Raw genomic sequence first — 15920 nt, 5'->3', positions numbered from 1 at the left:
CCTCACAAGCAAGCAGTTAAGTGAGACTTAACGCATTAAGTACGCATCCAGTGCTTATGGCTTTCACTCGGACACATTCCACCGCCGGTCGCTCGTGGTTGTCGTACCGGCGGGGCACGATGGACCGGTGACCGGCGCAGACGCAGACACGACCGGGGTGCTGGCCGGGTTCGGCCCGGCCACCCGTGCCTGGTTCGACGCCGCCTTCGCCGCCCCCACCGCCGCCCAGGCCGGCGCCTGGCGATCGGTCGCCGCCGGCCGCAACGCCCTCGTGGTGGCGCCCACCGGCTCCGGCAAGACGCTCGCCGCCTTCCTCTGGTCCCTCGATCGGCTGGCCCGCGAGCCCGCTCCGGCCGAGGCCCGGCAGCGCTGCCGGGTGCTCTACGTCAGCCCGCTCAAGGCGCTCGCCGTCGACGTCGAGCGCAACCTGCGCGCCCCGCTGGCCGGCATCCGGCAGGCGGCGACCCGACTCGGCGTCGCCCCGCCCGACATCACCGTCGGCATGCGCACCGGCGACACCCCGGCCGACGAGCGACGAGCCTTCGCCCGCACCCCGCCTGACATCCTCATCACCACGCCCGAGTCGCTGTTCCTCCTGCTCACCTCCGCCGCCCGGGATTCACTACGCGGCGTCCAGACGGTGATCATCGACGAGGTGCACGCGGTCGCCGGCAGCAAGCGCGGCGCCCACCTCGCCCTCTCGCTGGAACGCCTCGACGAGCTGCTGCCCGCCCCGGCGCAACGCATCGGCCTCTCCGCCACCGTCCGGCCGATCGACGCCTGCGCACGGTTCCTCGGCGGCGCCCGGCCGGTCGACGTCGTGCAGCCGGCCACCGCGAAGACCATCGAGGTCAGCGTGCAGGTGCCGGTGGAGGACATGACCCGCCTCGACGAGCAGGAGCAGCCGCCGGAGGACGACCTCGGCGGGCCCGGGCCGCGCCGCGCCTCGATCTGGCCGGCCGTCGAGGAGCGGGTCTTCTCGCTCATCGGCGAGCACCGCTCGACCATCGTCTTCACCAACTCCCGACGCAGCGCCGAACGGTTCTGCGCGCGGCTCAACGAGCTGGCCGCCGAAGGCGTAGCGGACGGCTCGGCCGGTCCGGTCCGCAACCGGCCCCCGGCGGAGGTGATGGCGCAGTCCGGCGCGGCCACCGGCGCGGCGCCGGTGATCGCCCGAGCGCACCACGGCAGCGTCTCCCGGGAGGAGCGCAAGCACATCGAGGAGGCGCTCAAGTCCGGCCAGCTCCCGGCGGTGGTGGCCACCTCCAGCCTGGAGCTGGGCATCGACATGGGCGCGGTCGACCTGGTGGTGCAGATCGAGGCGCCGCCGAGCGTGGCCGCCGGCCTGCAACGGGTCGGCCGGGCCGGGCACCAGGTGGGCGCGGTCTCCCGCGGGGTGGTCTTCCCGAAGCACCGCGGCGACCTGCTCTCCTGCGCGGTGGTCGCCGAGCGGATGACCGACGGCGCGATCGAGGAGCTGCACTACCCGCGCAACCCGCTGGACGTGCTGGCCCAGCAGATCGTCGCGATGGTGGCACTGGAGCCGTGGCGGGTCGGTGATCTGGCCGTGCTGGTCCGCCGGGCCGCGCCCTTCGCCGAGCTGCCCGACTCCGCGCTGCACGCCGTGCTGGACATGCTCTCCGGCCGCTACCCGTCCACCGCCTTCGCCGAGCTGCGCCCCCGGCTGGTCTGGGACCGGGCCACCGACGTGCTCACGGGCCGCCCCGGCGCGCAACGGCTCGCGGTGACCAGCGGTGGCACCATCCCCGACCGGGGCCTGTTCGGTGTCTTCCTGGCCGGCGCCGAGCGGGCCGCGCGGGTCGGCGAGCTGGACGAGGAGATGGTCTACGAGTCGCGGATCGGCGACGTCTTCCTGCTCGGCTCCTCCTCCTGGCGTATCGAGGAGATCACCCCCGACCGGGTGCTGGTCTCACCTGCCCCGGGGCAGGCGGCCCGGATGCCGTTCTGGAAGGGCGACCAGTTGGGCCGGCCGGTGGAGCTCGGCCGGGCCATCGGCGCCCGGGTGCGCACCCTGCTGCGGCAGAGCGACGAAGCGGCGCTGGCCACGTTGCGTGACGGCGGGCTGGACGACTGGGCCGCCGCCAACCTGATGGCGTACCTGCGCGAGCAGCGCGAGGCCACCCGTTCGCTGCCGGACGACCGCACGATCGTGGTCGAACGGTTCCGCGACGAGCTGGGCGACTGGCGGCTGGCCGTGCACAGCGTCCTCGGCGCCCGGGTCAACGGGCCGTGGGCGCTGGCCGTGGGCCGCCGACTGGCCGAGCGGTACGGGGTGGACGCCCAGGTGATGCCCTCCGACGACGGCATCGTGGTGCGGCTGCCGGACACGGCCGAGGAGCCACCTGGTGCCGACGTGGTGGTCTTCGAGCCCGACGAGATCGCCCAGCTCGTGGAGGAGTCGGTCGGCACCTCCGCGCTCTTCGCCGCCCGGTTCCGGGAGTGCGCCGCCCGGTCGCTGCTGCTGCCCCGCCGCGACCCGCGCCGCCGCCAGCCGCTCTGGCAGCAGCGGCAACGCGCCGCGCAGCTGCTCGACGTGGCACGCGAGTACGCCGACTTCCCGGTCACCCTGGAGGCCGCCCGGGAGTGCCTCCAGGACGTCTTCGACCAGCCGGCGCTGGCCGGGCTGATGCGCGACCTGGCCGCCCGTAAGGTGCGGCTGGTCGAGGTGGAGACCAACCAGCCGTCCCCGTTCGCCCGGTCACTGCTCTTCGGCTACGTCGGGGCGTTCCTCTACGAGGGCGACGCCCCGCTCGCCGAGCGTCGCGCCGCGGCGCTCGCCCTGGACTCCACGCTGCTCGGTGAATTGCTCGGCCGGGTCGACCTGCGCGAACTTCTCGACCCGGCGGTCCTGGCCGAGACCGAGCGGCAGCTGCGTTGGCTGACCGAACAGCGCCGCCCGCGCGACGCCGAGGACGTGGTCGAGCTGCTGCGGGTGCTCGGCGACCTGAGCGACGCCGAGCTGGCCGAGCGGGGCGTACCGGAAATCTGGCTGACCGAGCTGGAGGGGGCCCGCCGGGTGCTGCGGGTCCGGATCGCCGGCGAGCAGCGCTGGGTGGGCGTCGAGGACGCCGCCCGGCTGCGCGACGCGCTCGGCGTGGCGCTGCCGGTCGGGGTGGCCGAGGCGTACCTCGCTCCGGTGGTCGATCCGCTCGGTGACCTGGTGGCCCGTTACGCGCGCACCCACGGGCCGTTCGCCGCGGCGAGTTGCGCGGCCCGCTTCGGGCTCGGCGTGTTCGTGGTCGAGCAGACACTGCGCCGGCTGGGCGCCACCGGTCGGGTGGTGTCCGGGGAGTTCACCCCGGATTCCGCTGGCGCCCAGTGGTGCGACGCGGAGGTGCTGCGGTTGCTGCGCCGCCGCTCGCTCGCGGCGTTGCGCCGGGAGATCGAGCCGGTGCCGCCCCGGGCGCTGGCCACGTTCCTGCCCCGCTGGCAGCAGGTCGGCTCGTCTGCACGAGGGGTGGAGGCCCTCGCCGCCACCGTGGAGCAGTTGCAGGGCGCGGCGGTGCCGGCGTCCGCGCTGGAGCGGCTCGTGCTGCCCGGTCGGGTCGCCGACTACTCCCCCGCCCAGCTCGACGAGCTGTGCGCCAGCGGGGAGGTGGTCTGGGCCGGGTCGGGGGCGATCTCCGGCGGCGACGGCTGGGTCACCCTGGCGTACGCGGACACCGCGCCGCTGCTGCTCCCCCCGCCCGACGAGGCACTGACCCGGACCCCGCTGCACGAGGCGGTGCTCGACGCGCTCGGCGACGGGCAGGCGCTGTTCTTCCGGCCGCTCGCCGACCGGGTCGGCTCGACCGATGACGCCGCGCTGACCGCGGCGATCTGGGACCTGGTCTGGGCCGGTCACCTCACCAACGACACTCTCGCCCCGCTGCGCGCGGTGCTCGGTGCCGGCGGCGCGCACCGCTCCCGGCCGTCCGCGCCGCGCACCCGCTACCGGCGGCCGGGCCGGGTGGCGCTGCCCACCCGGGGTGGCCCGCCGACCGTCGCCGGTCGCTGGTCGCGGCTGCCGGAACGGGACCTCGACCCGACCCGGCGCGCCGCCGCTCTGGCCGACGTGCTGCTGGAGCGGCACGGGGTGGTCACCCGCGGCGCGGTCATGGCCGAGCAGGTGGTCGGCGGGTTCGCCGCGGTCTACCCGGTGCTGTCGGCGCTGGAGGAGCGCGGCGCGGCCCGCCGGGGCTATTTCGTGGAGGGGCTGGGCGCGGCGCAGTTCGCGGTGCCCGGCGCGGTGGACCGGCTGCGTGCGCTGGTCGAGCCGGCCGACGGTGCCCGGGCCCGGGGCGGGCCGGCGACGGTGCTCGCCGCCACCGACCCGGCCAACCCGTACGGCGCGGCGCTGCCCTGGCCGGACCGGGTGATCGATTCCGGCGACGGCGCCGCCCCGGCGACCGGGCACCGGGCCGGCCGTAAGGCGGGCGCGCTGGTGGTGCAGGTCGCCGGCGACCTGGTGCTCTACGTGGAGCGCGGCGGCCGGACGCTGCTCTCCTTCACGGACGACGCCGACACGCTCGCCGCGGCCGGCAAGGCACTCGCCGATGCCGTCCACTCCGGAGCGTTGGGCGCGATGTCGGTGGAGCGGGCCGACGGTGAGGCGGTGCACTCCTCGCCGCTGCGCGACGCGCTGACCGCCGCCGGGTTCCGGGCCACCCCGCGCGGCCTGCGCCTACGCGGCTGACCCGCCCTCGCGGACGCCGTCGCCGCCCGGTCCGGGTGAGATCGGCTGCGAAGATCCCGTGGCCGCGGCCAACCGCTCACCTGCTGCCGATCGCACCCCACCCGCCGGTGCCAACGCCCGGCGGACAGCACACTCTTACGCGTTATACCTGTGAGTCATATCTATGACTCACAGGTATAACGCTCAAGCAGACAGGCATGCCCCAGGCCACCGACGCCACGGACTCGATGCTCAGCGGAGACCGGCGAGGACCTTCTCGTAGCGCGTGCGGTCCGCGCTCGGGGTCTTCGCCTCAAGGTAGTTGAGCACCACCGCGCCACGCTGGTACGACTGGCCGCCCCAGGTCTCCGCGATGTCACTGGCGCTGATCTCGTCGGGGAACACGTACACCGTGACGGCGTCGGTGGCGATCAGCTCGGAGCAGCCCAGGCCGAGCCCGTCCGGTCCACAGTCGACCGAACGGTCCTTCGGGTGCGGCACCTTCAGGCCGGCGGCCTTGAACGCTTCGACGACCTGCTTCGCGCCGGGCGCCCCGGACGGCCTCTTGGGCAGCACCACCGGCGGCGGGCTGGCCGGGCGGCGCTCGGTCGGCCCCTGGGCGGTCGCGGGCGGGGCCGACGCAGCCGCGGGCGGGGCCGGCGTGGAAGCCGCGCCGCTGGCGCTGGGCGGGGCTGCCGAGGGCGTCGCCTCGCTCGGCAGACCGCTGGCCGCCGGGGCCGAGACGGACGAGGCCACCTCCGGTCGACCGGCGTCGTCACTGCCGCACCCGGCGGTGAGGGCGACGGCGACCACGAGTACGGCGACGGCGGGCAGGCTCCGATGTATCACCAGGGCAGTCTGCCCAACAGCGCCCGACGGCGGGAGTGGCCGGTCGGCCAGTGCCGTGTCCCATATCCGCCAGCCGCCGGTCGACCGTGCGACGCGGGTACGCCCCGGCCCCCGGTGACCTCCTGCGGGTCGCCGGCTGATATTCGACTGTGGAATGCTTCCCCGGTGGGTGAACACGTAGTTCCCGTGGCCTGTCCCTGCTGTGCCTCCCGGACCGGCGGCGGGACCTGCCCGGTCTGCTTCTGGACCGATGACGGTCAGTCCGACGCCGATGCCGACGCGGTCCGGGGCGGCCCCAACGGCGACCTGAGCCTCACGCACGCCCGACTCAACTACGCCGTCTACGGCGCCAGCCACCCGCGCTACCAGGACATGGTGCGCCTGGCCCGCCCCGACGAGCGCCCGGACGGCGCCCGGCGGGGCTGAGGTCGGGTCAGCAGACCGGCACGGAGCCGCCGTACACCGCGGAGATGTACGCGTGGCTGACGTACTGCCCGCTGGCCAGGCGGTTCCACCGGGTGGTGGTGCGGTAGGGGCCGGCCACCGACTGGCCGGTGACGTAGCACTGGATCGGCACGTTGGCGAACCGGGCGGCGAGGCCACGGGTCGGGTACGACGTGCTGGCACCGGTTCGGATGTTGAGCGGCCCGTCGCCGACCACCCCGCGCGGCCCTCCACCGGTCCACAGGTAGGCCACGTCCACCCAGGCGTTGGTGGTCAGCCGCAGGCCGTTCCAGAAGGTGCCGTCGGCCAGGTCGATGCCGGCCGGGTTGAGCACCGTACGCCCGAACTGGTCCCGCCCGCCGTTGTAGCGGGACTGGTACGCGGCCTGTGCCTCGGGCCGGCCCTGCGGCAGGTTCTTCCAGTTCTCCCGCACGGCCGACGGGTTCCAGTAGTCGTCGCGGGTGTTCCACGGCCCGACGTCCCAGACCGGCGCGTACTCGCAGCGGGAGCCGGTGGTGGTGCAGACCCGCACGGTGTAGTCGCCGCTGTTCAGCGGGGAGAGCCCGCGACGCGACGGCAGCGCCACGAAGTGGTCCCGCGGCTGCACCGTACGGCCGTTGGCGGTCAGCTCGCCGACCAGCCCGATCCGGGTGGCGTACACCCGGTAGGTGCGGCCGGGGGTGGCCGCCGAGACGGCGGCGGTCGCGTCGGCGGTGAGCTGGACGCCGCGTACCGTCGCGGTGGCGCCGCCGGCCTGCGCGGTGAGCACCACCCGGGTCTGCACCCGGCTGACCGGCCGGTCGAAGACCGCGCCGGCGGTGGCGGCCCGCCACTCGGTCCAGCCGCTGGCCCGCCAGCCCCGGACCTGCGCCTCCACCGTGGCACCGGTGGGGACCGAGGCGATGATGTCGGCGCGGACCCGGGTGGCCGGCCGGGTGAGGGTGCGCGGGGCGGTCAGCAGCATTCCCTCGGCGACCGCGCTGTGGCTGCGCCCGGCGGCCCGGGCCTCCCGCAGCCGGAGCCCGGCGGCGCTGCGCCGGACGTTGACGTCGTCCCGGTCGACGACGGACAGGTCGGCGTTCCACCGTTCGCCGCCCGGGGCGGCGGCGGTGAGGGTCAACGGTTTGCCGGCCACGGGGGTGGCCGGGCTGGTGGCGGGCACGAGCGCGGCGGTGAGCGCGAGAGCCAGGGCGGAAACGAGGACGACGGAGCGAGGACGACATCGGGGTCGTGTCATGAGCATTCTCCTCAGAACCCCCTGACCCTCGCATGTCGGGAGATCATGGGGAACCTGAGTACAAATGGCGACACATGCGAATCTTGCTCGAAGGAGGGAGGATGGCGGGGTGCCCGAAGGCGACACCGTCTGGAACACCGCGCGCGTGCTGCACCGCGCGCTGGCTGGCGCGCGTCTCACCGGCAGTGATTTCCGGGTGCCCCAGCTGGCCACCACGGACCTCACCGGTTGGACCGTCCGCGAGTCGGCCAGCCGGGGCAAGCACCTGCTGCTCCGCCTCACCGCCCCGGACCCGAACCGCGCGAATGCCGGCGGGTCCGCGGTGGGCGGGGCGCACTGGACCCTGCACTCGCACCTGCGGATGGACGGCGCCTGGCGGGCGTACGCGCCGGGTGAACGCTGGAGTGGGCGGCCGGCGCACCTGATCCGCGTGGTGCTGCGCAGCCCCGGCGCGGTCGCGGTCGGCTACCACCTGCACGAGCTGGCCCTGGTGCCCAGCGCGGAGGAGGAAGGCCTGGTCGGCCACCTCGGGCCCGACCTGCTCGGCCCCGACTGGGACCCGGCCGAGGCGGTCCGCCGGCTCGCCGCCCACCCGGAGCAGACCATCGGCGAAGCGCTGCTCGACCAGCGCAACCTGGCCGGGGTGGGCAACCTCTACAAGTGCGAGGTGCTCTTCCTGCGCGGGGTGTCGCCGTGGACGCCGGTGCGTGTGGTGCCCGACCTGGCCGGCACGGTGGCCCTGGCCCAGCGGCTGCTCGCCGCCAACCGGGGTCGCTGGACGCAGAGCACCACGGGCTCCCTGCACCGGGGGCAGACCAGCTACGTGTACGGCCGCCGCGCTCAACCCTGCCGCCGCTGCGGCACCGCCATCCGCAAGCAGGAGCTGGGCGAACGCGTCACCTACTGGTGCCCGGTCTGCCAACCGGAGCACCCGGAGTCCCCTTCGCCCACCTGACCACCCCAACCGGGACCGAGGTCATCCCAGATACGGACGATTGGGTAATTCCTAACCGGCCGTCGGAGTCGCATGCTGCGGTTGAGTGCTCACCGATCGTCAGAGTGCCGGGCCCGACCAGGTCGCCACGCCGGGGTGGCGACCCTCGTGCCCCGACCCCGGGGAGAGCCATGGCGATTTTCCGCAGACTCCGCTCCACCTGGTTCGAGCGGAGCGCCCGCCACAGCAACGGCAGCGCCAACGGGCGGGTGGCGTCCGTACCGGCCGCACGCACCGTCGAGGAGGCCGCCCCGGCACCCAGCCTCGACCCGGCCGTCGTGCCCCACTGCTTCGGCCCGGTGTCGAACTTCGCGCACAGCCCGCGTCCGGCACGCGATCCGCACGGGCGGGTGATGCCGGGCACCGGGCTGCGCAAGTTCGTCGACGCGCTGCCCACTCCGGGCCAACTGGGCCACAGCGACCTCGGTGGGTACCTGCCGGTGGCGGTACCGGACACGATCACCTATCCGGGCTGCGACTACTACGAGATCGGCCTTCAGGAGTACGCCCAACGACTGCACCGTGACCTGCCGGCCACCCGGCTGCGCGGCTACCGGCAGCTCAACCTCGGCACCGACGCGTCCGGCCACAACACGGTGGCGCCCCCGGAGCGGCCCTGGCACCTCGGGCCGATGATTGTCGCCCGACGGGGCCGGCCGGTCCGGGTGAAGTTCATCAACCAGCTGCCCACGGGCCGGGCCGGCGAGTTGTTTCTGCCGGTCGACGACACGGTCGAGGGGGCCGGCACCGGCCCGCTGGACGGCCCGGCGCCGTACCCGCAGAACCGGGCGGTGCTGCACCTGGCCGGGGCGCAGACCGGCTGGACGAGCGCCGGCAACCCGGGGCAGTGGATAACTCCGGCCGGGGAGATCACCCCGTACCCGACCGGGACGGGCCTGACCCACGTGCCGGACATGCCGCCGCCCGGGGCCGGCGCCACCACGCTCTACTACCCCAACGAGCAGAGCGGCCGGCTGCTGTGGTTCCACGACAACACGCTCGGCCTGGCCCGGCTCACCGTCTACGGCGGGCAGCTCGCGCTCTACCTGCTCACCGACCCGGCCGAGGACCAGCTCGTCGCGGACGGGGTGCTGCCGGCCGACCAGCTGCCGCTGGTCATCGAGGACAAGACGTTCGTGCCGGACGACACCCAACTGGCCGCCGAGGACCCGACCTGGGACCGGGAACGCTGGGGCGCCCGGGGCAGCCTCTGGCACCCACACGTCTACCAGCCCCGGCAGAACCCGTACCGGTCCGGCGGCCGCAACCCGACCGGCCGGTGGGACTACGGCCCCTGGTCGCGCGTCGTCGCCCCGGACGGCACCCGGGGCGACGGCTGGCCCGCGGTGGACGGCTGGCCGACGGCGGACGGCGTCACCGGCGGACCACCGTCGACCGGGCCCGGCCCGGTGCCGAACCCGCACCACGACCCGGTCGGCGCGCCGGACGAGCCGCCGCTGAGCCCCGGCACGCCGCACCCGTCCGCGGTGCCCGAGGTGTACGGCGACACCCCACTGGTCAACGGCGCCGCCTACCCGTACCTGGAGGTGCGGCCGCGCGCGTACCGGTTCCGGATCCTCAACGCCTGCCTGGACCGCAGCCTCAACCTCCAGCTCTACCGAGCCTGCTCGGACTCCCCGATGTGGGCGGCCGACGGCGCTCTGGCCGACGCCGACGCCGGTGAGGTGCCGATGGTGCCCGCTGTGCGCGCGGCGGACCGACCGCCGGACTGGCCGACCGACGGGCGCGACGGCGGGGTGCCGGACCCGCGCGCCGCCGGGCCGGCGTTCATCGAGATCGGCAACGAGGCCGGCCTGCTGCCCGCGCCGGTGGTGCTGCCGAACCGGCCGATCGGCTACCGCTACGACCGGCTCGACCCGACCGTGCTGAACGTCGACGGGCACACGCTGCTGCTCGCCCCGGGCGAACGGGCCGACGTGCTCGTCGACTTCTCCGCCGTATCGCCGGGCAGCACGCTGATCCTGTACAACGACGCCCCGGCGCCGCTGCCCGGCTTCGACCCGCGCTACGACCAGCACACCGACGCGCCGGACCGGAGCGCCGAGGGTGGCCCGCCCCCCACCCAGCCGGGGTACGGCCCGAACACCCGCACGCTGCTCCAGTTCCGGGTGACCGGAGCGCCGGCGCCGCCGTACGACCTGGCCCGGCTGCGCAGCCGGCTCCCCCTCGCGTACGCGGCCAGCCAGCGCCCGCCGATCGTGCCGCAGCCGGCGTACGACCCGGCGTTCGGCACCCGGACCGCGCGGGAGACGACCGTGCCGGTGCACGCCGGCACGGTCACCTTCACCCCGGCGGGCGCCACCGGGCCGGTCACCCTGCCCGTCGCGGTGAAGGCCGCGCAGCAGGTCTTCGAGCCTGATCACGGCCGGCTTGCCGGCCGGCTCGGCGTCGGGCACCCGCACGCCGGGCCGCTCACCCCGGCGACCCTGCCGCTCGGCCCGACCGACCCCGTCACCGAGGTGCTCTTCGCCGCCGATCCGGCCGTGCCGGTCGGCGCGCCGACCGACGGGACCCAACTCTGGCGGATCAGCGGCAACGTGCGGCACACCGAGCCGCTGCGCTTCGGCGGCTGCGACGTGCAGCTGATCAACCGGGTCGGCTGGGACGGCACTCTCCGGCTCCCGCACGGCAGCGAGCTCGGCTGGAAGGAGATCGTCCGGGTCAACCCCCGGGAGGACGTGGTGGTTGCACTGCGCCCGGTCGCACCGACGCTGCCGTTCAAGCTGGGCGACAGCGTCCGACTGCTCGACCCGGGCCGCCCGGCCGGCGCCCGGACCGGCTCGACCCCGATCAGCCCGGCCGACGGGCGACCCGCCCTGGTGGTGAACCAACTGGTCAACCTGGGCTGGGAGTACCGCTGGCACAGCCAGCTCGCCGGCCACCGCGACCTCGGGATGAACCGGCCCTTGGTGCTGAGGGTGGCGCCGAAGGCACCGACCGGGCTGACCGCCACGCCGGTGCCCGGCTCAGCCACCGCGCTGCCGGCGATCGCGCTGGCCTGGACCGGCAACGGCGGTCGCCCACCGGCCACCAGCCACCTGCTGCAACGGGCGACCGACGCGACCTTCGGCGGCGACGTCACCACCATCACCGTCGCGGCCACCGCCACCCGCTACACCGACGCGACGGTCACCCCCGGGGTCACCTACCACTACCGGATCCGGGCGGAGAACGCCGTCAGCTACTCGTCCTGGTCGAACAGCGTGCCCGCCTCGGTGCACCTGGCCGCCCCGAGCGGGCTGGCCGCGGCGATCCCACCGGTCGCGCCGCTGCGGGTGGCGCTGCGCTGGACGAACCGCTCCTTCGCCACCGGCATCGACGTGCAGCGGGCCACCAACCCGACCTTCACCAGCGGCCCGGGCACCACCGCGATCGGGGTCGGTGACAACCACCTGGACGTCACGGTCGCCCCGGACACCACGTACTACTACCGGGTGCGGACCACGTACCTGGGGGCCGCCTCGGCCTGGTCGACGGTGGCCGCGGTGAGCACTCCACCCGCGCCGGTCACCCCGAGCGGTGTCGCTGTCACCGCCGGCGCGCCGGGGCCGGACACCGCGACGGTGGTCCTGGCCTGGGCGGCGAGCGCGCCGGTCGGCCCGGGGGCCGGATTCATCGTGCAGCGGGCGCTGGACCGCACCTTCGACCGGGAGGTGGCCACCTTCACGGTGACCGGTCGCGGCTTCACCAACACCGGGCTGGCCCGAGGTGTGACCTACCACTACCGGATCCGGTCGTTCAACGTCGTGGGCAGCTCGCCGTACACCGACCCGACCCCGGTCACCACCCCGCCGTGACCGGGCGACATGCGCGGCGCCGGTGAGCGGGTGGGCGTGCTCAGCGGGTGGGTGCCCGCAGCGGGGTGCCGACCGCACGCAGCTCGGCCAGCGCCGAGGCCACGCCGTGCAGCAGGTCGGTCGCCTCAGTGAGCCGGGCGGCGGCCGGGTGGGCGGTCTCCGGTCGGGCGTCCTCGGCCAGGTAGCCGGCGGCGGCGACCACCAGCCGTTCGTAGGCCGCGACCCCGCTCTCCAGTTGGGCGGTCAACGCGCCGTGCGCCTCGGCCAGCGGTGCCCGGGCGTCGGCCGGGGCCAGCCGTAGCGCCCGTTCGACGCTGGCCACCCGGGCGGCCAGGTCACGCAGCGACTGGTCGGCGGCGGCGGCCTCCAGCACCGCCGGCTCGGCCAGCCCGGTGAGTCGGGTGGCCATCCCGGCCAGGGTGAGCGCTGCCCGGTCGAGTCGGACCCACTGCTGCCCGGCACTGGTGCCGCGCAACGCGACCCGGCTGCGGACCCGGCGTACCTCGGCCAGCACCCCCGGACCGACCGGCAGCCGCTCGACCGCGGCCACCAGCCGCGCCCGCGACCGGGCCGCGGCCTCGGCCGGGTCCAGGGCCGCGGGCGCCGGCTGGGCGGCCAGCGCGCGCAGGTCGATCCAGCGCCAGGCGGCCAGCGCCAGCGCACCGCCCGCGGTGCCGGCCCAGGCCGCGTCGGGCAGACCGAGCCCGGCGTACGGGGTCAGCACGGCCGCAGCGCCGCCGAGCCCACCGGCCAGCACGCTCCACCGCCGGGCGGACCGGCGCAGCCGGCCCAACCGACGGAAGTACCGCGTCCGCTCGTCTGCCACTCTGACCTCCTCGGACCGGTCGTTCAGCCGGCGGCGGTCGGGTCGCCGGTGCCCCGTTCCCGGGCCATGCTGGCCCGGAGCTGGTCCAGCCGGGCAGCGGCGGCCGGGTCGCTGGCCGGGCCGGCCGCGCCGGTCGTTTCGCCCTGCGGCACGGCCGGGCGCTGCGCCGCGCCGCCGAGCTGCTCCCCGGCCATGCTGGACCGGATCTGCTCCAGTCTGGCCGAGCCGGCCGAGTCGATGGTCGCCTTCTGGATCTCCAGCATCCGGCCCTCGACCGAGTTACCGGCCAGCTCCGCGCGGCCCATCGCGTTGGCGTACCGCCGCTCGATGCGGTCGCGGACCTCATTTAGTGACGGCGTGGTGCCCGGTGCGGTCAGCGACGACATCGACTCCAGCGAGCGGGCCACCGTCTCCTGCATCTTGGCCTGCTCCAGCTGGCTGAGCAGCTTGGTGCGCTCGGCGAGCTTCTGCTGGAGGATCATCGAGTTGTTCTCCACCGCCCGGCGGGCCTGCGCGGCGGCGCCCAGCGCCTGGTCGTGCAGGGTCTTCAGGTCCTCGGTGGCCTGCTCGGCGGAGACCAGCTGGGTGGCCAGGGTCTGCGCGGACTGCTCGAACCGCCCGGCCTCGGTCTCGTCACCCTTGGCCCGGGCCTGGTCGGCGAGCACCAGGGCCTGCCGCGCGTTGCCCTGCAACCGCTCGACCTCGGACATCTGCCGGGACAGCTTCATCTCCAGCTGGCGCTGGTTGCCGATCACCGCGGCAGCCTGCTGAACCAGCGCCTGGTGCTGGCGCTGGGCATCCTCGATGGCCTGCTGAATCTGCACCTTGGGATCGGCGTGCTCGTCGATCTTGGCACCGAAGAGCGCCATCAGGTAGTTCCAGCCCTTGACGAACGGGTTCGCCATCTCCGCCGTATCCCCTCAGTAGCGTCGCTCCACCGCGGCCCGGCCGGATGGACCGGCCTACCACGACCCGGCCGGTCTCCATCGTCCCAGCCGGAGGCCAACGAGGCATCCGTACCGGGCGGTCGACGGCACCGGCAGCTCCTGCGGGCAACCCTACGCGGCTGGTGCCAACTCGCCCATGGTCAACCGGAAGGACGGGCTCAGGCGGCGCAGACCACGTCCCGGTCGCGCTCGGTGGGGCGGACCCGGGTGCTGCGCAGCGTGGCCTTGAGCGGCGATTCCTGGCGGACCGAGACGGCGACCTTGCCGTCGGAGGTGACCTGGCGAACGCCCCGGTTGGTGTTCCGGCGCACAGCGGGGGCGGCGCCGACGGGCACGGCCTCGGCCGACTCGTCCTGCATCGGGACCAGCACCCCGGGCATCTGCTCGGCCAGCGCCACCGTGTCGCTGACCTCGCGCAGCAGCTCGGACAGGCGGGCGCCGAGCGCGTCGCAGATCGCGGCGAGCAGCTCGCTGGACGGCTCCTTGTGCCCGCGTTCGATCTCGGAGAGGTAACCAAGGCTGACGTTGGCGGCGGTGGACACCTCGCGCAGGGTGCGCTGCTGCCCCTGGCGGCGCGCCCGCAGTGCGTCACCGATCACCCGGCGTAGCAGGACCATCGCACCTCCCCCTGAGGGATACTTCTCGCCCGGCGTCCCGCACCCGGTCGCGGCGGACCGCGCCGGCTTCGAGCGCCGAAGCCTTCCCGCAACCGTACCCGGTGTGGGCCCGGGCGACATCCCGCCCCGCCCGTCGGTTCGCCCGGGACGGCTCACCGTCGCCCGGCCCCGGCGGTTCCCGCCTCGGCGGCGCTGCCGGCCCCCGCCGCATCCGCCGCGTCCGCGTCCGCGGCATCGGCGGCGTGGATCCGCTCGGCGAGCAGCCGCAACGCCTCGGTCACCGCCGCTGAGCGGACGTGGTCCCGCCCGCCGTCCAGGTCGAGCTGGCGCACCTCACCGCCGTTCGGGCCGGCGACCGCGACGTAGACCAGCCCGACCGGCTTGCCGTCCTGCGGCTCGGGACCGGCGACCCCGGTGGTGGCGAGCCCCCAGTCCGCGCCGCAGCGCTTGCGGCCACCCTCGGCGAGCGCCGCAGCCACGTCCGGGTCCACGGGCCCCCGCTCGGCCAGCAGCTCGGCCGGTACGCCGGCCAGCTCGGCCTTCAACCCGGTGGCGTAGACCACCAGCCCGCCCTGGTAGACCCCGCTGACTCCGGCGATCTCCACGATCGAGGCGGCGAGCAGCCCACCGCTGAGCGACTCGACCGTAGCCAGGGTCTCGTGCCTCTGCGACAGGCTGTGCACCACGCCCGCGGCCGGACTGCCGACCGCCGGGCTACCCACCGGCCGCTCCCGACCCTCATTTCGCTCCATACACCCGTCCTTCCCCACCCATCCGCGCCCAACCCTCCCCCGACCGGCCCCGTCGATCATGAAGTTACCGCCCCGACACGCCGCGCCGGACGGCAATAACTTCATGATCGACGGCGGGCACGGCAGGCACGGCGGAGGCGTCGGGGTCGGGGTCGGTCAGCGGGGGCGGCGGAGGCGGAGGGCCTGGGCGATGTAGTCGAAGCCGGTGGCGACGGTGACCAGCACGGCGGCGGCCATGATCCAGGGGCCCACGGCGGCGAGGGCGGCCGGCATCGGCCAGAGGTACCAGGCGATGGCCAGGACCTGGAGCGCAGTCTTGATCTTGCCGCCTCGGCTGGCCGCGATCACGCCATGCCGGATCACCCAGAACCGCAGCCCGGTGATGCCCAGCTCACGGACGAGGATCAGCGCGGTCACCCACCAGGGCAGCCGGTCGTACCAGGAGAGCAGCACCAGGGCGGCGCCGGTGAGCGCCTTGTCCGCGATCGGGTCGGCCACCTTGCCGACGGAGGTGACCAGCCCGAACCGACGGGCGATCCAGCCGTCCACCAGGTCGGTCGCGGAGGCCACCGCGAAGATCAGGCAGGCGGCCATCCGCCAGCCGGCGTGGCTCATCGCGGACATGATCACCGAGGCGGCGAAGACCGGCACCAGCACCAGCCGCAACGCGGTCAGCGCGTTGGCCGCGTTGAGCACTGGCGGCACCCGGGGAACCACCCGGGCCGGCGTCGACTCCGTCGCCCCGGTCACCGCCTCGCCCC

Annotated in this window: 11 protein-coding genes; 4 read left to right on the top strand and 7 right to left on the bottom strand. The window is 74.8% G+C overall.

The features are described from left to right. Positions 1-127: 127 nt before the first annotated feature. Entirely contained in the window at positions 128-4696 is a 4569-nt protein-coding gene (locus KBX63_RS02090; RefSeq protein ID WP_210907272.1) for an ATP-dependent helicase, read from the top strand. A 231-nt stretch (positions 4697-4927) separates the two neighbouring features. Here the strand turns inward: KBX63_RS02090 and KBX63_RS02085 are convergent, their stop codons facing one another. Further along, positions 4928-5524, bottom strand: coding sequence for a hypothetical protein (locus KBX63_RS02085; RefSeq protein ID WP_210907263.1), 597 nt, complete (start codon positions 5522-5524; stop codon positions 4928-4930). A 165-nt stretch (positions 5525-5689) separates the two neighbouring features. Here KBX63_RS02085 and KBX63_RS36315 point away from each other — a divergent pair, with 165 nt between their 5' ends. Next, positions 5690-5950, top strand: coding sequence for a CPCC family cysteine-rich protein (locus KBX63_RS36315; RefSeq protein ID WP_210907257.1), 261 nt, complete (start codon positions 5690-5692; stop codon positions 5948-5950). 7 nt (positions 5951-5957) lie between these two features. Here KBX63_RS36315 and KBX63_RS02075 read toward each other — a convergent pair whose 3' ends face one another. Further along, positions 5958-7205, bottom strand: a complete 1248-nt coding sequence (locus KBX63_RS02075) for a hypothetical protein (RefSeq protein ID WP_210907255.1) — start codon at positions 7203-7205, stop codon at positions 5958-5960. Between the two features lie 109 nt (positions 7206-7314). Here KBX63_RS02075 and KBX63_RS02070 point away from each other — a divergent pair, with 109 nt between their 5' ends. Together KBX63_RS02070 and KBX63_RS02065 are read left to right on the top strand one after the other, a co-directional pair. Continuing rightward, the gene (locus tag KBX63_RS02070) at positions 7315-8160 is read left to right on the top strand and encodes an Fpg/Nei family DNA glycosylase (RefSeq protein WP_210907253.1); all 846 of its coding nucleotides are present in this window, start codon (positions 7315-7317) and stop codon (positions 8158-8160) included. Positions 8161-8330: 170 nt separating this feature from the next. Continuing rightward, positions 8331-12017 carry a hypothetical protein gene (locus KBX63_RS02065; RefSeq protein ID WP_210907251.1) on the top strand — a complete coding sequence of 1229 codons (3687 nt, stop codon included), beginning with the start codon at positions 8331-8333 and terminating at the stop codon, positions 12015-12017. Between the two features lie 40 nt (positions 12018-12057). Here KBX63_RS02065 and KBX63_RS02060 read toward each other — a convergent pair whose 3' ends face one another. The 5 genes from KBX63_RS02060 to pgsA form a co-directional block, all read right to left on the bottom strand. Then, positions 12058-12843, bottom strand: a complete 786-nt coding sequence (locus KBX63_RS02060) for a hypothetical protein (RefSeq protein WP_210907249.1) — start codon at positions 12841-12843, stop codon at positions 12058-12060. Between the two features lie 23 nt (positions 12844-12866). Next, positions 12867-13748, bottom strand: a complete 882-nt coding sequence (locus tag KBX63_RS02055; protein ID WP_210907247.1) for a PspA/IM30 family protein — start codon at positions 13746-13748, stop codon at positions 12867-12869. Positions 13749-13948: 200 nt separating this feature from the next. After that, positions 13949-14407, bottom strand: a complete 459-nt coding sequence (locus KBX63_RS02050; protein ID WP_089017185.1) for a helix-turn-helix domain-containing protein — start codon at positions 14405-14407, stop codon at positions 13949-13951. Between the two features lie 152 nt (positions 14408-14559). Further along, complete coding sequence (locus KBX63_RS02045; protein ID WP_210907245.1) at positions 14560-15159, bottom strand: CinA family protein; 600 nt, start codon at positions 15157-15159, stop codon at positions 14560-14562. 156 nt (positions 15160-15315) lie between these two features. Beyond that, entirely contained in the window at positions 15316-15909 is a 594-nt protein-coding gene (gene pgsA, locus KBX63_RS02040) for a CDP-diacylglycerol--glycerol-3-phosphate 3-phosphatidyltransferase (RefSeq protein ID WP_210907648.1), read from the bottom strand. Positions 15910-15920 lie beyond the last annotated feature (11 nt).

The sequence above is a fragment of the Micromonospora sp. U21 genome (genome assembly GCF_018070045.1).
Classification (GTDB): domain Bacteria; phylum Actinomycetota; class Actinomycetes; order Mycobacteriales; family Micromonosporaceae; genus Micromonospora.
This window is presented reverse-complemented; position numbering and strand designations above follow the sequence as displayed.

Coding starts and splice junctions, on each gene's coding strand:
- KBX63_RS02050 (WP_089017185.1), bottom strand. CDS start 14,407: ATGGTCCTGCTACGCCGGGTGATCGGTGACGCACTGCGGGCGCGCCGC.
- KBX63_RS02075 (WP_210907255.1), bottom strand. CDS start 7,205: ATGACACGACCCCGATGTCGTCCTCGCTCCGTCGTCCTCGTTTCCGCC.
- KBX63_RS02045 (WP_210907245.1), bottom strand. CDS start 15,159: ATGGAGCGAAATGAGGGTCGGGAGCGGCCGGTGGGTAGCCCGGCGGTC.
- KBX63_RS02055 (WP_210907247.1), bottom strand. CDS start 13,748: ATGGCGAACCCGTTCGTCAAGGGCTGGAACTACCTGATGGCGCTCTTC.
- KBX63_RS02065 (WP_210907251.1), top strand. CDS start 8,331: ATGGCGATTTTCCGCAGACTCCGCTCCACCTGGTTCGAGCGGAGCGCC.